The sequence below is a fragment of the Haemophilus haemolyticus genome, assembly GCF_003351405.1.
GTDB classification, from domain to species: domain Bacteria; phylum Pseudomonadota; class Gammaproteobacteria; order Enterobacterales; family Pasteurellaceae; genus Haemophilus; species Haemophilus haemolyticus_N.
This window is the reverse complement of record NZ_CP031240.1, coordinates 749,431-771,265: the sequence shown is the minus strand read 5'-3', so window position 1 is coordinate 771,265 and position 21,835 is coordinate 749,431. Positions and strand designations below refer to the sequence as shown.

Below are 21,835 nucleotides of genomic sequence, written 5' to 3'. Positions count from 1 at the left end.
ATTGCGCTATAGTCTACCGAGAAGTTCGTTAGGATCCAATATTTTCAGCGCATTTTGTCGGTTTTTTATTTTCCCCGATAAGGATCCATACTTCACAAGTCCCTCAAGGGTAGAGTGAAAACTGACATTATCCTTTACTTTCCGTGAATTGCTTTCCTCCTGTACTTCTGGATAAATAAAAATATGATACTTACAGCGCCATTTTACGTTTAATAGACATGAATAATCCATATCAAATGTAAAGATTGTAAAGTTAAGTAAAGACGCTTTTCATTTATTGTTATTGTCAGTAAAATTCGCACCCTATGGCCTTAAACAGTCTGCTTTTCAACATAAGTCTTTTATTATTTTTCATAAAACAAGCAACGGATTGCTCATTTATTTGAGTTTAGGAGAAAGAATCTAATGAATAACATTTTTAAAGTAATTTGGAATCACGCCACGCAAACTTGGACAGCTGTAGGGGAATTAGCCTCAGCCAAAGGCAAATCAAAATCTGTAAAATTAGCCGTAATTTCTACCGCACTTTTTTCTACTGGAGTATATGCTGCGGAACATACAGCTGCAGATGGTTTAATCTCAATATCTCATGATACGGCGGCAGGTACAACGGTCATTCCGACCGACGAACAAGCCAAAGCAACCGGCAAAGATTCCATTGCCGTAGGCAAAAAAGCAGTAGCAGGAAAAAATGGCAATATTGAAAGAGCAACGGCGATAGGTTATGGGGCGAATGCTGAGAGTAACGACTCGCTTGCCATCGGTTCTGGCGCAAGTGTAATCGTCAATGCGAACAACAATCTTAATAAACGCAGTATTGCCATCGGCTCGCAGGCACGTGTCGAACCAAGAGCAGACGGCGGCGTATCAAGTGGCGTACATGATGCGATTGCTATCGGTACTCGCGCAATGGCGACGGCGGGCAATTCAGTGGTGATCGGCCGCGATGCCAGAAGCAAGCGGGGCTTGAAGGCCACTTTCCAATCAGGCGAAAACACCGTTGCCATCGGCTCCAACGCCAGCGCAGACTGGGGCAGCAGTATTGCCATCGGTGCAAACTCAAGAACCATTGTAGGAAACGGTATCGCCATCGGCAGGGATGCGACTGCCATGTATAAAATAGATGGTCTGGCGAACGATGGAGAGGGACGAATCTTTACCTCCATGGCATTGGGAGAAAAAGCCACCTCTATCGGCGGCGCATCAATTGCCGCAGGTATCGAAACCAAATCGGCAGGGGTGAAATCCGTTGCAGTCGGCAACAAAGCCTTTGCCAACGGTTTGCAAAGTATTGCGATTGGCGATAAGACATACAGTTCGGATAGATCCTCTATCGCAATGGGTGCATATGCGGAAACCGGTTGGAACAGTGCTAAGCAAGCAATAGCAATCGGCCGACAAGCACACGCTGCAACAACTGATGCTTCTGCCTTCGGTGTAGAAACCTTTGCCGGCGGCGTCCGCAGCATAGCATCGGGAAGAAAAGCAGCGGCTTATGGCAATCAAGCCTTAGCCATCGGTTCTGATGATAATGGGCGGAACAATAATGGCGCAATGGCGATTGGGGATAATGCGGCAGCATTAGGTACAAAAGCCCGTGCAATTGGACAACAAACCATTGCATTTGGTAATGATTCGGTTGCCGGGGTAACAGAAGCGGAATCAAACGCCATAAACACCGCCTACAACACATACCGCTCAGCCTACAACACATACAGCAATTTGAATAAAGCAGTTAATAGTGCGGATGCCGACAATTATGCGGCAAAAACCAATTTATCTACCGAAGCGCAAAACCTTAAGCTTCTGATTAACAGATACGCCGAAACCGGCACGATTTATCAGGCTGAAAATAACAAAATTCAAAACGAGTTGACTGCGGCAGGCATTACATTCAGCGAATTGACCACGCTGGCGGGAAAATTAACGGCAAGCGGTGAAGCAGATATGGTAAATGCACAACCGATGCTTGATAACGAAGCGCTGATTAACAAAATCGCCGCCATAGAAAATACCGAAACCGGTAAAGCAAACGAGCATCTGGCTTATTTGGTCAACCTGGCAAAACGGTTGCAAAACGGCATCACCAAAGCAAAAACAGCACAAACCGCTTTAAGCACTGCCAAAACAGCTCAAACAGCGGGTAAAGCAGCATACGATGAAGCCGAAAAAGTATTTAAAGCGACATACGGCAGCGGCAAATCCAAAACCGGTGCCATTGCTATCGGTCGTTCTTCCGTTGCAGCGGCACAAACATCCGTTGCATTGGGCGATGATGCGGAAGTGGTGCAAAATGACTCAAGAAATGCTTTTGCCGCAGGTGCAAGTGCCAAAATAAACGGCACATCTCCTAATACGGTGGTGATCGGTGCAAATACCACTGCAGGATTAACAGGTTACTCTACTATTGATAAGGTAAAACGATATGCCACTATTGGTGCGCCAAATGCAACTGCTGTTGGCTCGTCTAGCGAGGTTGTTTTAGAAAAGGGCTCATCTTTTGGTTATAACAATAAAGTAAGGGGCAAGGGTGCAGGAGCGTTTGGTGTTGACAATATTGTTGGAGAAAGACTGAAATGGACTGCTACAGGTGAAAAAGATCCTGTTACAGGTCTAGATACTGCCTCAGTCTCTCCTGTAGAAGGCCAAACTGGTGAGAATTCTTTCGTTGTTGGTTCAAACAACTGGGTATGGGCAAAAAATGTCATGGTGTTGGGTAATAATGTCAGAGTCTATGGCATAGGCCGCCGCCTGGAAAACCGTGAAAACGCCGTTGTGTTAGGTAACAACAGTGATGGCGAGCCGACAGTGAAAAAAGTCAACTCTGCCAATGTTAATGGAATGGTTTACAGCGGCTTCAAAGGCAACTTGGGCGCAACCAAAACAGACGGCTCGGAAGCAGAAAAAGCCGACTTGGCATTGCAAGGACGTTTTGTTTCTATCGGTGCGCCAACTAAAAAAATAGATAAAACTATTACCATTGCAGACGGCAAAACCAATACAACAACCGTAACGACAAATCTGATTACAGGCGAAGAATCGACAACTACGGCAAGTGCCAATACCAAAGACAGCGATGTTGCGGGCACTTCAACCGAAACCGTTTACGGCGAACGCCAAATCAAACACGTTGCAGCAGGCGAGATTTCTTCTACCTCAACCGATGCGATTAACGGTTCGCAACTTTATGCAGTCGCTTCCGGTTTACGTGATGCGTTCCCGGTGGTTTATACCGATAAAGATGGCAATAAGTTAGTGAAATACCCTGATGGCCAATATTACCCAGAAGGTACGGTAAACATTAATGGTAAATACTATCCTGCTGGCACAACGGCCGACAACGTAACTGACGCAACAGAAGAAGTAACGCCTGTTACCGCTACCAATGTTATTGCATCTATGAACAATCCTGTGAAAACTGATGAGCAAGATAAAGCTCATAATGCTGGTAATAACCTAACCTTAACCAACGTGGCACAGGGGGCGAATACTATTGCTTATGATGCTGAAGGTAATCCATTAGTTAAAGTGGGTAATTCATATTACAATAAAGACCAATTTGAAAATGGTAAATTGAAAGCAACAGCAACAGCAACACCGACTCCGACTCCGACTCCGACTCCATCAACAAATGATGCTGCAGCGACAGATCTGGTGAAAAAAGCAAAAACTGGCTTAGCTGATTTAGAGCACTCTGTTGCGTCTAATGCATTAACTGTCGCTGATGCGAAAAACTTGGGTTGGGTGGTTTCCGTTGGTAAAGATGGAAAAGATTACGCTGATAAAGTGACCAATGCAAACGAAGTGCGCTTTAATGGCACTGACGGTATTAAAGTAACGGGTGAAACAAAAGATGGTGTTCGTCATATCAACATTTCTCTTGAAAAAGGTGAAGTAGTTAAAAAAGGCGAATATAACATTGGTGGTACAACTTATGTTGATCTTGGCGGTAAACTCTACAAAAGAGAAGACGTAGATTTCAGCGGTGAAACTCCAACAGCAAAACAAGGTAAACAGCCTTCAAATTACACGGTAAATGCTGATGGAAAAGTGGTAGATAACACCACAACAACCCCTGTTGAAGTGAGCAATGTTGATAAGGGTAATCACTTTGTTGATGGCAACACGGTTTACAAAGCAATCCAAGAATCTGGTTGGACTGTAGGCAAAGTAAAAAATGCTCTTGCAGATAGTAAATTCCAAAATGCAGATGAAAAAGTTAATCCGAGTGATGAAGTTCGTTTTGCTGATGGAAAAGGTATCACTGTGAAAACTGCAACCGTTGACGAAGTCAATACCAAAGGTGAAAAACAAACCACAACCGTGGTGAAATTCGACACTGATTTGCCTATTAATTACGCAAACGTGAAAAATTCAGCTGGTGATAACTTAAAACAAGCGAATGATGGTAACTGGTATAAAGAGGCTGATGTTAATAATGATGGCACAGTGAAATTGACCAATAACAAAGCCCCTGAAGCGCAAACACCTGTGAAAACGGGCGCTACTTTATCTGATGCCAACTCAAATATGGGCAATCCATACCGCACTGCAATTGAAGATAAAGCAATGGCGGCGGCAATTAAAAAAGTACGAGGCGAGAATCCAACTGCAACCGCAAAACAACTTTTACCAAAAGTATTAGAAGAAGCTGCGAAACAAGTTGCGGAATTGGAGAAAGCTGAAAAAGCCGGCAAAGACAAAGATGTGATTAACGCAGGTAAAGACGGCGTTCAATTAAACAATGTTGGTTGGGCAGAAAATCCTGATCAAGCGGTGAATAAAGACCAACTTGATCAAACTGTGAATAAATCGGGCTTCTTTGTTCAACAAAACGGTAAAACAACTGTAGAAGACGCTGAAAACAAAGAAGAAACTGATCCGGCGAAATATGAAAAAGTAACGCCGAACGATGTAGTCAACTTTGTAAATGGTAAAGGTACTGTTATTAAAGCAGTAACTAAACGCGATGCTGCTACAGGTGTAGATACGACGACAGTTTCTGTAGATGTTGATACCAGCACATTAAGTTTACCTAAGGGTGCAAATACCATTGCCTATAATGACAAGGGTGAGCAAATCGTCAATGTAGATGGTAAATATTACAAAGCAGGCGACTTAACAAATGGTAAACCAAACACAGGTGCTGTAGAACAAACACCAGTTACGCCAGCAACGGGTAAATCAGCTGATCAGGCGAAAAATGGTTTAATTGATTTAAATAATTCGAATGGTGGAAACGCAATTACCATTTCTGATGCGAAAAACTTAGGTTGGGTGATTTCAACCTCTGACAATAACATCGCTACCGCTGTGAAAAATGCGGATGTAGTTGATTTTAAAGCAGAGGCAGGCACTGGACTTACCGTAAAAGGCAAGTCTGAAAACGGTAAGATGACTGTAACTGTAGGCAACGACTATATCAAAGCAAATGCCACTGGTAATGCGGCGAAAGCAACTGGCACAAATAGTGTCGCAATTGGCGGAAACAGCAATGCAGCTGTTGAAGATGCAGTTGCCATTGGCAACGGTGCTACAGTTGAAGCGGAAGCAGCTAAAGGTTCTGTCGCAATCGGAGCTGGTGCGAAAGCCGGTAAAGCAAATGTTGGTAGTTATAGTATTGATCCTTCAGCAACTGTTGCGGGTAAAACAGGTCCAGACACTCGTGTGGTTTCTGTAGGTGATAAGGGTAACGAAGCTCAAATCCAAAATGTTGCACCAGGTGTAATCTCTGCAACTTCAACAGATGCAGTAAATGGTAGCCAATTACATGCAACTAATGTTCAAGTGAATAAAAATACACAGAATATTAATCGCGTTGAAGGTAAAGTTGATAATCTTAGCCAAGTTATTAACAACCATGCAGGTGAATTTAACCGCCTAGACAGAAAAGTTAATAAATATGGCAAAGAAGCTCGTGCTGGTATCGCGGGTGCAAATGCAGCGGCAGCATTACCACAGGTTTACACACCGGGTAAATCAATGGTTGCGGCTTCGGCTGGTACATTCAAAGGCCAAAATGCTTTAGCTGTAGGTTACTCTCGTGCAAGCGACAATGGCAAGGTGATCTTAAAACTTCAAGGTAACGCAAACACCAGTGGTGATGTGGGTGCCGGAGTTGGCGTAGGTTACCAATGGTAATAGCGTAATCGTTTATGATGGGATTTTCCCATCATGAATAAATCCAAAAAGTGCGGTGAATTTTCACCGCACTTTTTTTTGTCTCAACGCGCCTATTTCCGAAAAAGAAAAATATCATTTTTAAACAAAAAATTAAATTTTTTACAAAAAAAAATCAAAAAAGATGTTTTAAATAAAAATTTATTCATATATGATGTATTTAATGTAATTGACATAAAAAAATATCAGATATGGACAACATTAGTGCGCAATTAGAAAATCAAATTGATGAATTAAAAAAGCTTCAGCAAGCTGTCATTGCCTATGAGCAAGCGCAAAGACAACAGCTTTACGCAGGGAAAATTACCGATCTCAAAGCATTTGGAAAAATGCTCAATGACAAGCGTAAATCACTTGGTATTGAGCTTAGTATGTTGGAACTGCAAACTGGCGTGTCTATTTCTACATTGAATCGCTTATTTCAAGATCCAAGCCAAGTTCGATTTACAACCGTGTTTCTTGTTGCTCAAACATTAGGGGTTTCACTATGCGCGATTTAGTCCGCTCGGGAAAAGTATTTCTCTACGGTGAATTTATTGGCTTACTTAGAGAAGATCATCGTGGTTTTCATTTTGCTTACAATCCCGATTATCAAGGAATACCGCTCTCTCTCAGCTTTCCTATTGAGCAAAGCCCTTTTCATTCTGACACCTTATTCCCTTATTTTGCATCGCTCGTCCCAGAAGGCTGGCTAAAACACAAATATGCATTTCATCAACGAATTGATGAAGGTGATATGTTTCGCTTTTTACTTAATAATGGAGAAAATATGTTAGGCGCAGTGCAAATTCAGGAGGAGAAACAATGAGTTTTTGTCGTATTTTATTAAAGCCATTGAAGAAAAATGAAGCACTTTCAGGTTACAGCACTGAAGGTTTGCATTACCTTACAGGCAATAAAAATTTCAATCCTGAATTACCCTTTTCTCGCCAAGAATTTATTACAGTGAAACCCCAAAAACAGCAAGGAATGAGCATTTCAGGTTTTCAACCAAAATTACAGCTTATTATCAATGATGATCACTTTGACAGCGTAAATCAACAAGGAAATTATATTTTAAAGCCTTCTCCAGAAGAGTATCCTTTTTTAGCTGAAAATGAACATGCCACCATGCGCATTATGAAAGAATTAGGGTTTGATGTGCCAGAAAATGGTTTAGTTTCTTTTGCTGGTGAAGAAAATCAGAAAGAATTTGCTTTTGTTATAAAGCGTTTTGATCGTGATGAACAGCAAAAACCAATGCACCAAGAACAACTTGATGGTGCAATGAATATTCGAGACAAGTATGGAAAAATAGGTGCTGATAATGAGCAATATGTGAGTTATGAACAAATTGCTAAGTTTATTTTGCAGCACACTGAAAATCATTTAGCTCAACAACGAGAAATTTTTCGTCGAATTATTTACGCTTATTTATTGGGAAATAATGATCTTCACTTACGCAATTTTTCATTTATTTATCCCAAAAACAGTCATCCAAAACTTGCTCCAATTTATGATTTTGTGTCGGTGTCGCCCTATCCTGAAATATTTAATTCAACACTACTTGCCTTGCCATTGTTAGCGAGAGAAGAGGGGTATGCCACACTCGCCAAAGGATTTAATACTCAATACGGTGAATATATCGGCGATGATTTTGTCGAGTTTGGGGAAAATATTGGATTAAATAAAAATGTGATTATTCAAAAATTAATTCCTGAAATTACACAAGAAAAGGAAAAGGTGGAGCAGATTTATTCACAATCGTTTATGCCGCAGCCACATATTGATTGCGTACTGAAAAATTATCTTAAGCGTTTAGCGTTACTTAACGTATTAAATGAACCTGAGCTATAAAATCTAAAGGAAATTTTCACCGCACTTTTTTCCTCTAACAAAAAAATCGCACCTTTAACAGTGCGATTTTTTTCTTATATTAATTTAGGACATTCTGCCGTTTTCTATACCAATCACCTGATCACAAATAGCCATGGTGGATTGGCGATGACTCACGAGAATAATCAATTTTTCAGCTTTTACATCGAGTAATGATTTCAAAATCATTGCTTCGTTTAAGCTATCCAAATTACTGGTTGGTTCATCGAGTAAAATAATCGGCGCATTATGCAAGAAGGCTCGTGCAATACCGATACGTTGTTTTTCACCGTCAGAGAGATTGCCACCCAATTCGGTCATTTTTGTTTGATAGCCTTGTGGTAAGCTTAAAATGAAATCATGAATTGAGGCTTTCTTCGCTGCTTCCATAATTTCTTCTAACGTTGAATCACGGCGAGCAAGACGGATATTTTCCTCAATGGTTTCGTTGAAAATATAGGTTTGCTGAGTAATGTATGCCATATTGTCACGCAAACTACGAGTGTTGATATTCGGTAAAGTTTCGCCATTAATTTTAATGCTGCCTGATTTTGGATCGTAAAAACGCATCAGCAATTTCAACAAGGTACTTTTACCGCTTCCGCTTCTGCCGTGAATCCCTAAGATTTCACCTTTTTTCACAGATAAGCTGACATCCGATAAAATTTGTTCTTCGCCGTAAGCGAAGTTTACGTTCTCTACATCAATGCGAGAAACATCTTTTAAATCGACCGCACTTTCTACATCTTTTAATTCTGGCTCTTCTGCTAGCAAGCTCAATACACGCTCACCTGAAGCCAAGGTTTGTAATAAGTTGCTTGAAAGGTTACTTAAAGCGATAACTGGACCATAACTCGACATCAATAAAATCACGCCAATTAAAAAGGCAGAAAAATCAATTTTATCTAAGCTAAATAAAATTAATCCGGTAAATAGCATAATGATGTTGAAAACAGATACCGCCACTTCAGTATAAACACGGACTTTCGCTTCTTGGTCTTTAATGCGCTTAAAAGCCGTATCAATTTTTTGGCTGCGTTGTTGAATTTCATCTAAACGTTGTTTCGCATAGCCGAAAAGCTGAATTTCTTTCATACCACGCACGCTATCGAGGAAGAAGTCATTCATTTCGCCCACTAATTCACGATAACGTCTGCCATCTTCACGCGCCAATTTGGTGGTGATAATTGGTAAAATCACGCCTACTGTTAAATAAGCAGCCAATGCCACAAGTACAAACCAACCAGAAAGATGCGCAAAGACCAACAATAAAATCGCAGAGGTAAAGAACGCAATCATAATTGGTGCAATGGTATGTGCATAGAACACTTCGAGTAATTCAATATCATTGGTTACTAATGACACTAATTGCCCTGCTTGTTTATCTTGCAACTTAACAAAAGCCAAACGGCGCAAAGAAGAAAACACTTTGTCACGCAATAATGCGAGTAATTTAAAAGCAATATAGTGCCCAGACATTTGCTCTAAATAACGCAATGCACCACGAGCCACCGCCAATACGATAAGTGCGGTCAAAATTCCAGAGAAACTTAAATGGGTGTCAAAGTTAAGAAGATTCACTAACCCCATCGCACCCAGCACCATAATAAAGATGGCCGCCAGGAAACCGAGCGTACCCATAGTAATGGTGAACGCCATAATGTGCGCCAGTGGAGTCACTAATTTCAACAAATGCCCCATTACAACAAAACCATTTTTACGCATTTGCCACCTCTCTAATTTGTTCTAAATCTTTTTGTTGTTGGAACATTTCAGCATACGCACCTTGTTTTGCCATTAAGGTTTCGTGTGTGCCTTGCTCAATCAATTTGCCTTGGTCAAGTACGTTAATACAGTCGGCATTTACCGCATTTGCCAAGCGGTGAGAAATCATCACAATGGTTTTTTGTTGTTTAAATTGTTGAATGAACTGCAAAATAATTTCTTCGCTTTCCACATCAATATTACTGGTCGCTTCATCAAAAATATAAAGCTCGGCATTGTGTAATAAAGCACGCGCTAAGGCTAAACGTTGAATTTGACCGCCCGATAAATTCGCACCACGGCTTAATAATTGCATATCTAATCCGCCATTTTCGCGTACAAATTGGGCAAGATTCACTTGTTCTAAACAAGCATAAATTTGCTCGTCATTGGCATCAATTTTCGCCATTGTCATATTTTCACGCAGAGAGCCTTTAAACACGTAGCTACTATGGCTCACCAACGATACTTTTTGATAGAAAGAAGTGCGGTCAACTTCAGAGGCGTTTTGTCCATTAAACAAAATCTCACCTTGTTGCGCTTTATTAAAGCCCATCAACAAGGAAACTAAGGTTGATTTACCGCAACCACTTTTACCCACAAACACAGAAAGTTGATTTGGTTGAATCGTTAAAGTTAAACCCTGAATGGCCGGTTTTTCTGCAGAATACGCAAAATGTAAATCTTTAATTTCCACTTGAACGTTATTTTTGGCTTCAAAATCCACCGCACTTTGTTGGGTTTCCACTGGCGTATCAAGTAATGTGAAGATCTTATCTGAAGCCGCTTTACCATTCATCGCCACATGGAAGAATGAACCAAGCAAACGAAGCGGAATAAAGAACTCGGAGGAAAGTAGAATAAATAAAATCACGCCTAAGACGCTGAGTTGCGCATCTTGGAATTGCAATAGTGCGGTTAAAATCCCGATTGCAGCACCACCGTAAGCAAGTAAATCCATCAGTGATACCGAGTTAAGCTGCATAGTAAGCACTTTCATGGTAATTTTGCGGAAATGCTCAGCCTCTTTATCCATCTCTTTCGCCTTGTAAGCATCATCTTGATAGATTTTTAAGGTGATTAAACCTTGTAAGTTATCTAAAAAGCTGCTGCCTAATCCCACATAAATCGACCAATATTTTGCCAAAAGTTTTTTCGCAATTTTATTCACCGCAATGATCGACATAGGGATAAGCGGCACGCAAATTAATAAAATAATGGCTGTTTTAAAGCTGAAAAAAATCAAGAAAACAAAGAGGGTAAGCGGTGCAAGCAAGCTATAAAAAAGTTGCGGCAAATAACGCCCAAAGTAGATTTCAAGCTGTTCCACACCTTCTGATGCCACTTGGATAATGCTTGAAGTGGATTGTTGATTCACTTGGTTCAGAGGCATAGAAGCCAATTTACGGTAAATAAGGCTACGCAATTCATGCTTCACTTTTGTACTGGCAAAATAAGACGCTTGCACTGATTTTTTACCCGCAAAAGCACGCAGTGCCAATGCCGCAATTAAAATCACACCTAAACCCACCGCACTTGACATCGTCAACTCTTTAAAATAAGCGGCCTGTAAAATATAAGAAAACACGACGGCACTAATAATCCCGCCAACTAACGCCACCCAATTCCACAACACAGTGACGCCAATCCATTTTTTACTATCGGCCACCGTGTTAATTAGGCGTTTATCTATCATCATAATGATTGCTCCTAAAAAAGAAGTACACAATCAATGCGCACTTTTCATTTAATGGTGAAATTTAAAACGATTGCGCATGCTTTCTAACATGAACAATCGATGGCTTGCATTATAGAGAACAAGTGGACTTAAATATAGAGCATAATGAGAATAATTTTTATTGTTTGATTTTAATCAAAAACAGAATTTTCTGATTGTGAGAAAATACTTTTTCTTATAATATGCTTGATAATCATTATTATTTACCTTTTCATGGAGTTAAAGATGACCAATTTTAGATTAAATCTGCTTGCGTATTCCGTTATGCTTGGGCTGACAACAGGAGCAGTTTACGCCAACGAACTTGAACAACTGCAGGAAATTAATGTTTCAGGTAATACAGAAACAGTAAATGTAAAAGAAAAAAAAGTTGGTGAAACCCAAATCACGGCTAAAAAATTATCTAAACAACAGGCTTCAGATTCTCGAGATTTAGTACGTTATGAAACGGGTATTAGTGTTGTTGAAACAGGAAGAACAGGAGCAAGTGGTTATGCTGTTCGAGGAGTTGATGAAAACCGTGTAGGTATTATGGTTGATGGACTTCGTCAAGCTGAAACCTTAAGTTCACAAGCATTTAAAGAGCTATTTGAAGGCTATGGAAATTTTAATAATACTCGTAATGATGTAGAAATAGAGAATGTAAAAACAGCGACTATTACCAAAGGTGCTGACTCTTTAAAATCAGGTAGTGGGGCATTGGGTGGTTCGGTTATCTTTGATACAAAAGATGCTAGAGATTATCTAATAGGAAAAGATCATTACTTCAGTATTAAACGTTCAACTCAAAGTATGAATAGTCAAGATACGGTGTCTCTTACTGCTGCTGGCCGATATAAAGGGTTTGATGCATTAATTGTTCATACTGAACGTAATAGCAATGAAATGAAGAATTATGGTTATGAAAGTTATGATGATAAGGTTGTCGGAATTAAAAGAGAAAAAACAGATCCTTATTCCATTTCCCGTAATAGTACTTTAGTGAAATTAGGGTTTGAACCAACAGAAAATCATCGATTTAGTGTAGCTGTTGATAAATCAATATTAAAAACTGATGGACAAGATTTATCTTATTCATTACGCCCTAGTTCTTATGTTAATACTGAAACCAGTCAAGGGGAACGCCTTATTCACGATAAATCTAAACGAGAAAATATCCAATTTTCTTATGAAAACTTTACACAAACTCCATTTTGGGATCACTTTAAACTAACTTATTCATCTCAAAAAATTAAAAATAAAGCTCGTAGTGATGAATATTGTAACAATACAAATTGTATTGATGTTGATAATAAGCAAGGATTGAAATTAGATAGTTCTGATGGCACTTATAAAATAAAAGATAAATGGGGTGGATATATCACTGGGAAAGGAGTTGAAGGGGATTATAGTACTGAATCTGAATACACAGATTCCCACGGTAATAAGATTAGTGGTTTTGATTATCGTGAAGTGAGTACAGAACATTTGCTATTAGACTGTAGTAAATTAGATTGTTCAAAAAAATATCAAGTTTTTATTAAAAATGATGAGAACTATACTTCAAAATATTTATTTGAACCTAGAGATATCCAAACTAAGTCTATAAATGGGAAAACATATGGTTACATTCCGACAAAATCAATTCCAAACTCATGGGGGGGCGTTCAGTCAGAAGAAGCCTTTTACGTATTACCCCATAGTCGAGGATATAGTAATAACTACTACAATGATCGTGATTTAAATACAAATACAAAACAATTGAACTTTGATTTTGATAAGTCATTTTCTTTAGGTAAAACTAACCATTCAGTGCAATATGGTGGACTATATTCTGAAACAGAAAAAAATATGGTTAATAAAGAGGGATATAAAGGAGCTAATGTTCAATGGTGGGCGGATAATTTCATATGCAATGAGCCTATTTCTGGAACATTCCCAGTTCAATATACTCCATATCCAAATAAATGGCCTGGTTGCCAACTTAAAGAAAGTGCTGCAGGAAGCTCTAGTTACCTAATCCCTGTTAAAACTAAAAACCATGCATTTTATTTAGGTGATAATTTTACAGTAACAAATTGGCTTGGTTTTGATTTAAATTATAGATATGACAATGTCAGACATTTACCGCATTACCGCTTAGGACAAGATCCTGAAATTCCACGTGGATTATTAGCTGGTACAATGATCCCTATTCCAGATAGTGCATTAACTGGAGGCAATGGCTGGTATAATTATAATCATGCCGATTATATAAAAAATGTACAAGACAATTTAAATGCAATTCAAAAATCAACAGCATTTAAGCATCATTCCTATAATTTAGGATTAAACTTGGATCCAACAGATTGGTTAAGAATACAGCTTAAATATTCTAATGGTTTTAGAGCGCCAACGCCTGATGAAATGTATATAACATTTAAACATCCTCAATTTTCACTTTTACCAAATACTAATTTAAAAGAAGAAAAAGCTAAAACAAAAGAAATTGCCTTTACTTTTTATAGAGAACGTAGTTATTTCACTACTAATTTATTCCAAACCGATTATAAGAATTTTATTGATTTGGCATATTTAGGTGAACGTCCAATTGATCAAAGTAAATCGTCTTATTATCCATTCTATCAGAGTTTGAATCGTGATAAGGCAAAAGTAAACGGAATTGAAATTTCTACTCACCTAGAAATAGGAGATCTTATTGAAAAATTAGAAGGATTCCATTTGGGTTATAAGTTGACTTATCAAAAAGGTCGAATAAAAGATAGTAAGCCATTAGAGGGATATAAAAAATTATTAGAACATAACCCTAAATATATGAATATGGCCTTGCAAGACCAGCCAATGAACGCTTTGCAACCAACCACATCCGTATACAATTTAGGTTATGATTCACCTAATAAAATATGGGGATTAGATTTTTATATTACCGATGTCTCAGCCAAAAAGGCAAAAGACAGCTTTAACCCTCAATGGCATAGCATGATTGAACGTCAAGCAGAAAATATTAATACTGGTGCAATTGAAACAGTGCCAGCAAAAACAGTAAATGGTAACGAAAAAGTTATTGATAGAAGAGCATTATGGCGCAATAAGCATTACACTGTGATAGATGCCATTGCTTACTGGAAACCAATTAAAAACCTTACATTTACAGCTGGTGTTTATAATTTAACAAATCAAAAATATCTTACTTGGGAATCAGCCCGATCTATTCGAACTATCGGTACAATCAACCGAATAGATACTGAAACAGGTATAGGCTTAAATCGTTTTTACGCACCAGGTAGAAATTATAGAGCATCTATTCAATTAGAATTTTAGGTGTACTCTTATCTAAACCGCACATAATAATAGTAGTGATAGTAAATGTGCGGTTAATTTAAATACATAATTTAATTTGCATATTATCTTTAACGAGGGAAAAAAATGACCAATTTTAGATTAAATCTGCTTGCGTATTCCGTTATGCTTGGGCTAACGGCAAGTGTTGCTTATGCTAATGAACCAACTCAACAACAGCTTGAGGAAATTAATGTATCTGGTTCTACCGAACATAGTGATCCGAAAACACCTCCAAAAATTGCCGAAACTGTAAAAACAGCGAAAAGCTTAGAAAAACAGCAGGCTCAAAATATCAAAGATATCGTTAAATATGAAACAGGTGTCACTGTTGTTGAAGCTGGACGTTTTGGTAACAGTGGTTTTACCATTCGTGGCGTTGATGAAAATCGAGTTTCTATTAATATTGATGGATTAGCGCAAGCTGAAACATTATCTTCTCAAGGCTTTAAAGAGCTTTTTGAGGGTTATGGTAACTTCAATAACACTCGTAATGGTGCAGAAATTGAAACTTTAAAAGAAGTAAATATTACCAAGGGAGCTGATTCTATTAAGAATGGTAGTGGTTCCTTAGGTGGATCTGTAATTTATAAAACAAAAGATGCGAGGGATTATCTCCTTAACAAGGATTACTATGTAAGCTACAAAACGGGATACGCTACGGAAAATAATCAATCATTCAATACCCTTACTCTTGCTGGACGTTATAAAAAGTTCGATGCCTTAGTGGTTGCAACAAGAAGAAATGGGCATGAACTTGAAAACTATGATTATAAAAATGCGGATAGTCTCGTCCAAGGTAAACGTAGAGAAAAAGCAGACCCATACAAAATTGAGCAAGACAGTACATTATTAAAATTCTCTTTTAATCCTACTGAAAACCATCGTTTTACGGCATCAGCTGATTTATATGAACATCGTTCTCGTGGGCAAGATTTATCCTATACACTAAAATATCAACGTAGTGGTAATGAAACCCCTGAAGTTGAATCTAGACATACAAATGATAAAACCCAACGAAGTAATTTCTCATTTTCTTACGAAAATTTTTCAACGAACTTATTTTGGGATACGTTAAAAATTACTTTTTCAAAACAAAAAATAAAAACTAGAGCAAGAACTGACGAATACTGTGATGGTAGTAATTGTCTTGAAACAGCCAATCCACATGGAATAAAGCTTCAAGATGGAAAAATTACTCGACGAGATGGAACTGATATCGAATTAAAAAATAAAGACACCTATATTGATACAGATAATTCTGAAAAAACTAACGGTTTTACTCTAAAAAGAGGAGATGAATATTGGTTTGATTGTTCTCTTTATGACTGTACAAAACCTGTAACTTACTGGAGATCTGTAGGTTGGTCTGGAACTGTTGAAAAAATGCCTTTGATGTTAGATGACAAATTTGAACAGAATGGCAAAACGTTCGCTAAACCACGTAATATAACCTGGAGAGATAATATAGTCTTGCCAAGTAAAGGCTATTTAGAACGCCTATGGCAAGAACGAGATCTTGATACCAATACCCAGCAAACTAACTTGGATCTAACAAAATCGTTTACAAAATTGAATACTGAGCATAATCTCCAATATGGTGTTTCGTATAATAAAACAACGAAGCAAATGGTAAATAGAGCGGGTAATGATGCTCATGATGTAAAATGGTGGGCTGAACGTACTTTAGGCGCTAAAACAGACTCGCACATTCCAGAAACCTGTGAAGAATCATCTACCTGGAATGCCTTTCTTTGTCCTCGAGTTGATCCAGAGTATTCATTCTTATTACCTGTGACAACGACAGGTAAATCCGCTTATTTCTTTGATAATATCATTATCAATGATTATTTATCATTTGATTTAGGCTATCGTTATGACAACATTGGTTATAAACCACATTACATAGCTGGTTCAACGCCAAAATTACCAGACGATATAGTAAAAGGATTATATATTCCATTGCCTAAAGGCCCTGAGATTTGGTGGAATCCAGGTCATTATTCTGATCCAACAGAAGAGCAAATTAAACAAAATGCAATTGATAACATCAATTATATTGCGAATCAAAAGAAAAAATATAAAGCGCATTCTTATAGCTTAACATCAACCATAGATCCAACAAATTATCTTCGTTTACAACTTAGATACTCTAAAGGTTTTAGAGCACCAACTTCAGATGAAATGTATTTCACTTTTAAACATCCAGATTTTACTATTCTGCCAAATACTGATTTAAAACCAGAAATAGCAAAAACAAAAGAAATTGCATTAACTTTACATCATGATGATTGGGGATTTATCTCTACAAGTATATTTAAAACTAACTATAAAAACTTTATCGACCTAATATTTAAAGGAGAAAAAGATTTTACTTTAGGTAGCGGAGGTAACTCATTACCATTTTCTCTTTATCAAAATATAAATAGAGATAATGCGTCTGTAAAAGGTATTGAAATTAATTCAAAACTATTCCTTGGTAAGATGGCAAAATTTATGAATGGGTTTAACTTAAGCTATAAATATACCTATCAAAAAGGAAGAATGAATGGCAATATTCCTATGAATGCAATTCAGCCTAAAACGATGGTGTATGGACTAGGATATGATCATCCAGATCATAAATTTGGTTTCGATTTTTATACGACACATGTAGCAAGTAAAAATCCACAAGATACTTATAATATCTATGCTAAAGAACGTGGCGAAAGTGATACAACCATAAAATGGCGTAGTAAATCTTATACAATCCTTGATTTTATTGGATATGTTCAACCAATTAAAAACTTAACCATAAGAGCTGGTGTATATAATCTCACAAATCGTAAATACATCACTTGGGAGTCTGCTCGTTCAATTCGTTCATTCGGAACAAGTAATGTTATAGAACAATCAACAGGCTTAGGTATCAACCGTTTCTACGCACCAGGTAGAAACTATAGAATGTCAGTTCAATTTGAATTCTAATCATATCTAAAACCAAAAGTGCGGTAAAAATTTACCGCACTTTTGTATGATGTTACCCCACCATTTTCTTTAACTGATACAAATACGCCAAGGCTTGTTTAGGGCTTAAATCATCGGGATCCAGTTTTTCGATTGCCTCTCTTAGTGCATCCGTTTCTTGCTCAAACAATAATTCACCTTGAGTGTGATTGGCTTCACGCAATGTCTGAATTTGCTGATTGGCTGAATGGCCTGAGGTTTTTTCTAATTGTGTTAATTTCTGTTTTGCCAGTTTAATAACGGATTGTGGCACACCCGCCAAAGCAGCGACTGCCAAACCATAACTTTTACTTGCTGCGCCATCTTGTACGGCATGCATAAAGGCGATGGTGTTGTTATGCTCAAGGGCATCTAAATGAATGTTGGCGATGCCTTCTAGCTGTTCTGGCAATGCGGTTAATTCAAAATAATGGGTGGCAAATAATGTAAGTGAGCGGATTTTTTTGGCTAACCATTCTGCACAAGCCCAAGCTAAGGATAAGCCATCATAAGTGGATGTGCCGCGACCGATTTCATCAATAAGCACGAGACTTTGTGCAGTAGCTTGATGAAGAATATTTGCCATTTCTGTCATTTCCACCATAAAGGTTGATCGCCCTGAAGCTAAATCATCTGACGCACCAATTCGAGTAAAAATACGATCAATCGGCCCAATTCGTGCGCTGTCTGCTGGCACAAAGCTGCCGATATACGCCAGCAATGTAATTAATGCGGTTTGGCGCATATAAGTACTTTTACCGCCCATATTTGGCCCAGTGATAACTAACAAATGACGGTTGTGATTTAACTCCACTGGGTTGGCGATGAAAGGATCTTTCAATACTTGTTCCACAACAGGATGACGACCATTTTCAATTTTCACACTCACTTCATCACAGAATGTTGGCATAACATAATTGAGGGTGTCTGCGCGCTCGGAAAGATTGACCAATACATCCAATTCAGAAAGTGCAAGGCTCGCCAGTTGTAACGCGCCTAAGTGCGGTAATAATAAATCAAACAATTCATCGTAAAGCTGTTTTTCTAATGCTAACGCTGCGCCTTTTGATTTCAGCACTTTGTCTTCATATTCTTTGAGTTCAGGAATAATGTAACGCTCTGCATTTTTCAGAGTTTGACGGCGAACATAATGAATCGGGGCTTTATGCGCTTGCCCTTGGCTAATTTGAATGTAATAACCATGCACTGCATTAAAACCGATTTTTAAGGTGTCAATGCCTGTGCTTTCACGCTCACGTTTTTCTAAATTTTCCAAATATTGGGTTGCGCCATCAGACAGCATACGCCATTCGTCTAACTCAGCATGGTAACCTTCAGCAATCACACCACCATCCCGAATTAAAAGCGGAGGCGTTTCAATCAATGCACGTTGCAATAAATCGCATTGCTCGCTGAAATCGGCAATTTGGCTGAAAAGTGCGGTTAAAAATGGCGGTGTTTTTTGTTTAACAATCGCGCGTAATGCAGGAATTTGTTCTAACACCGTGCGCAAGCGAGTGAGATCACGTGGACGCGCTGAACGCAGCGCAACACGCGTTAAAATACGCTCCATATCGCCAACTAATTGCAAATAAGGCTGAAGTTCATCGACCAAATCAAAATTCAGAATCTCTGCAATCGCTTGTTGGCGTTGTCTTAATTTTTCCACATTACGAACAGGCTGGTGAATCCAACGTTTCAGTAAACGGCTCCCCATTGGCGTAACGCATTTATCCAATACAGACGCTAGCGTATTTTCTGTGCCACCCGCAAGATTTTGCGTCAATTCAAGATTTCTGCGAGTGGCTGCATCTAACTGAATACAGTCTTGATTTTGAATTAAGCTAATGCTTTGAATATGGGGTAATGCGGTACGTTGGGTTTCTTTTGCATATTGCAATAAACAACCTGCCGCACTTAAGCCGAGAGGGGATTTTTCCACACCAAAGGCGCGTAAATCTTTTGTACCAAATTGTCGATTCAGTAACGTAATGGCAGTGCTAAGTTCAAACTCCCAAATCGGGCGACGGCGTAATCCCTTGCAATGTTCAATCGCAGTCATTTCGTTAAATTCTTCACAATATAGCAATTCCACGGGGGCAATACGTTGCAATTCCGCACGTAATGTTTCTTTATCTGCAGGTTCACAAAGCTGAAAACGGCCAGAGGTCATATCTAAAGTGGCTAATCCAAATTTTTCTTTTTCTTGATATACCGCCGCAATCAGATTGTCTTGGCGCTCTGGCAAAAGTGCTTCATCACTTACCGTACCGGGTGTAACTATTCGCACAATTTGGCGCTCCACTGGCCCTTTGCTTGTGGCAGGATCACCAATTTGTTCGCAAATCGCCACAGGCTCACCCAACTGAACCAATTTTGCTAAATAACCTTCCACCGCATGATAAGGCACGCCCGCCATTGGAATGGGTTGCCCTGCAGATTGACCTCGTTTCGTCAAAGAAATATCCAACAATGCCGCTGCTTTTTTCGCATCGTCATAAAACAACTCGTAAAAATCCCCCATGCGATAAAACAACAAAATATCTGGATTCTCTGCTTTGAGTTTTAGATATTGTTGCATCATTGGCGTATGTTGTTGGAAATTTTCTTCGGAAATCATCTAATTACCTGCTTTGAAACTGAATAAAGATAGGTTTTGTGGCGGCTATTTTAGGTGCCGCAAGGGGAAAAAGCCAGATAAAAAAGAGCGGTGAAAATTTATTGAGATTTTTCACCTCTCTTTCAGTTGATATTTATCCTTTAAAGACAGGCAAGTAGTCAAACATTGCTAGAAAATGGAAAATAGCCACAAAAACACCAAATAATGCAATAAAGATTATTAAGCCATTTCCACCACAAACTCGGAATGTTGCAGCTGCATTTATTTTGCGGGATTTATAAGCAAGAAGCGCTGGAATTATGCAAGTCCAAATTGTCGCTACTGCGCCAGCATATCCAATGGCTTTTAAGAAACCCAATGGAAATAAAATTGACATAATTAGTGGAGGTAGGAAAGTCACTGCCCATGACTTTGTCCGTCCAATTTTGCAATTATCAAATTTAAAGAAATCAGCCAAATAATCAAATACGCCTAATCCTACGCCAATAAAAGATGACAAAATTGCGGCGATAGAAAAGGCATTAATCATTTGTTTAACCGTGTTAGATTCTATTACTCCCCCTAAAGCATTAAGCAATATATCTAGATTGCCATCACTAGCTATTACAGGTGCAAATTGATCGCGAGGCAAATTTCCAAAAATTGAAAAAATCCAAAGTAAATAAAGAGTAAGAGCAATTGCTGTTCCGCCTAAAATGGCGTATTTAGCTTTTTTCTCTTCCCCATAGTAGGATCGCATCGTACAAACAGAATGATGGTAACCAAAAGATGTTAATGCAACAGGAAACATTCCTACCGCATATTTTGCATAGTTTGTATCTTTTCCACCAATATCTAATAAAGTATCTAAACTAATATTAGTTGCTAATCCATAAGTACTAAAAATAAAAGTAAACCCCATGAATACAATCAATAAAACAGATATTCTGTCTACAATGCGAGTGGAATGCCAAACAAAGAAGGAAAAGACTAATACAAATACAGTGGAGCAAATTGCCAATGTAGATGAACCAAAATCAATCCACGGTTTAATAAGGTTTTCTAGTATACCTCCAGATGCAGTGGTATAAGCATAAAGTAAAATACCCCCGACAAAATACACAGCAAGATTATTAATAGAATTGATAGTTGAACCAAGCATATCTTTAGTCACGGTACTAAATGATGCTCTTAAATCATAAGTAGAATAGGCCTCAAGTAATAGCCAGCCTGATAATGTCATGACTATCATCGTTAAACAAATTGCTAATGCTGACCATAATGTCCAAGCTCCAGCACCAGATGTTGGTAAACCAAGCATTCCAGCTCCAACGCAAACACTAGCAATAATACAGGCGCCACCAAAAATGGAAGGTTGTTTTTTCATAGAACATCCT

Annotated in this window: 10 protein-coding genes; 6 read left to right on the top strand and 4 right to left on the bottom strand. The window is 38.5% G+C overall.

The annotated features are described in order from the left end of the window. Positions 1-405: 405 nt before the first annotated feature. The 4 genes from DV427_RS03785 to DV427_RS03770 all read left to right on the top strand — a co-directional run bounded on the left by DV427_RS03785 (position 406) and on the right by DV427_RS03770 (position 8,016). Positions 406-6,141, top strand: coding sequence for a YadA-like family protein (locus DV427_RS03785; RefSeq protein WP_114891354.1), 5,736 nt, complete (start codon positions 406-408; stop codon positions 6,139-6,141). A 230-nt stretch (positions 6,142-6,371) separates the two neighbouring features. Beyond that, positions 6,372-6,680, top strand: coding sequence for a helix-turn-helix domain-containing protein (locus DV427_RS03780; RefSeq protein ID WP_114891353.1), 309 nt, complete (start codon positions 6,372-6,374; stop codon positions 6,678-6,680). Continuing rightward, entirely contained in the window at positions 6,668-6,988 is a 321-nt protein-coding gene (locus DV427_RS03775; RefSeq protein ID WP_005635266.1) for a HipA N-terminal domain-containing protein, read from the top strand. Before DV427_RS03780 ends, DV427_RS03775 begins: the two co-directional genes overlap by 13 nt. Further along, a complete protein-coding gene (locus tag DV427_RS03770) occupies positions 6,985-8,016 on the top strand; it encodes a type II toxin-antitoxin system HipA family toxin (RefSeq protein ID WP_114891352.1) in 1,032 nt (343 codons plus the stop codon). Before DV427_RS03775 ends, DV427_RS03770 begins: the two co-directional genes overlap by 4 nt. Positions 8,017-8,100: 84 nt before the next feature. Here DV427_RS03770 and cydC read toward each other — a convergent pair whose 3' ends face one another. Both cydC and DV427_RS03760 read right to left on the bottom strand, forming a co-directional pair. Beyond that, the gene (gene cydC / locus DV427_RS03765) at positions 8,101-9,759 is read right to left on the bottom strand and encodes a thiol reductant ABC exporter subunit CydC (RefSeq protein WP_114891351.1); all 1,659 of its coding nucleotides are present in this window, start codon (positions 9,757-9,759) and stop codon (positions 8,101-8,103) included. Beyond that, complete coding sequence (locus tag DV427_RS03760; protein WP_114891350.1) at positions 9,752-11,497, bottom strand: ABC transporter ATP-binding protein/permease; 1,746 nt, start codon at positions 11,495-11,497, stop codon at positions 9,752-9,754. The genes cydC and DV427_RS03760 overlap by 8 nt, the downstream gene beginning before the upstream one ends. A 264-nt stretch (positions 11,498-11,761) precedes the next feature. Here DV427_RS03760 and DV427_RS03755 point away from each other — a divergent pair, with 264 nt between their 5' ends. Both DV427_RS03755 and DV427_RS03750 read left to right on the top strand, forming a co-directional pair. Further along, positions 11,762-14,836, top strand: coding sequence for a TonB-dependent hemoglobin/transferrin/lactoferrin family receptor (locus DV427_RS03755; protein WP_205334664.1), 3,075 nt, complete (start codon positions 11,762-11,764; stop codon positions 14,834-14,836). Positions 14,837-14,941: 105 nt separating this feature from the next. Further along, complete coding sequence (locus DV427_RS03750; protein ID WP_114891348.1) at positions 14,942-17,821, top strand: TonB-dependent hemoglobin/transferrin/lactoferrin family receptor; 2,880 nt, start codon at positions 14,942-14,944, stop codon at positions 17,819-17,821. A 52-nt stretch (positions 17,822-17,873) separates the two neighbouring features. On the opposite strand, the gene mutS is transcribed toward DV427_RS03750, so the two are convergent. Further along, positions 17,874-20,459, bottom strand: coding sequence for a DNA mismatch repair protein MutS (gene mutS / locus DV427_RS03745; RefSeq protein ID WP_114891347.1), 2,586 nt, complete (start codon positions 20,457-20,459; stop codon positions 17,874-17,876). Positions 20,460-20,592: 133 nt separating this feature from the next. Beyond that, positions 20,593-21,825: an aromatic amino acid transporter gene (locus DV427_RS03740; protein ID WP_114891346.1), complete on the bottom strand. Its 1,233-nt coding sequence runs from the start codon at positions 21,823-21,825 to the stop codon at positions 20,593-20,595. Positions 21,826-21,835 lie beyond the last annotated feature (10 nt).

Coding starts and splice junctions, on each gene's coding strand:
- DV427_RS03775 (WP_005635266.1), top strand. CDS start 6,668: ATGCGCGATTTAGTCCGCTCGGGAAAAGTATTTCTCTACGGTGAATTT.
- cydC (WP_114891351.1), bottom strand. CDS start 9,759: ATGCGTAAAAATGGTTTTGTTGTAATGGGGCATTTGTTGAAATTAGTG.
- mutS (WP_114891347.1), bottom strand. CDS start 20,459: ATGATTTCCGAAGAAAATTTCCAACAACATACGCCAATGATGCAACAA.
- DV427_RS03785 (WP_114891354.1), top strand. CDS start 406: ATGAATAACATTTTTAAAGTAATTTGGAATCACGCCACGCAAACTTGG.
- DV427_RS03750 (WP_114891348.1), top strand. CDS start 14,942: ATGACCAATTTTAGATTAAATCTGCTTGCGTATTCCGTTATGCTTGGG.
- DV427_RS03740 (WP_114891346.1), bottom strand. CDS start 21,825: ATGAAAAAACAACCTTCCATTTTTGGTGGCGCCTGTATTATTGCTAGT.
- DV427_RS03755 (WP_205334664.1), top strand. CDS start 11,762: ATGACCAATTTTAGATTAAATCTGCTTGCGTATTCCGTTATGCTTGGG.
- DV427_RS03770 (WP_114891352.1), top strand. CDS start 6,985: ATGAGTTTTTGTCGTATTTTATTAAAGCCATTGAAGAAAAATGAAGCA.
- DV427_RS03780 (WP_114891353.1), top strand. CDS start 6,372: ATGGACAACATTAGTGCGCAATTAGAAAATCAAATTGATGAATTAAAA.
- DV427_RS03760 (WP_114891350.1), bottom strand. CDS start 11,497: ATGATGATAGATAAACGCCTAATTAACACGGTGGCCGATAGTAAAAAA.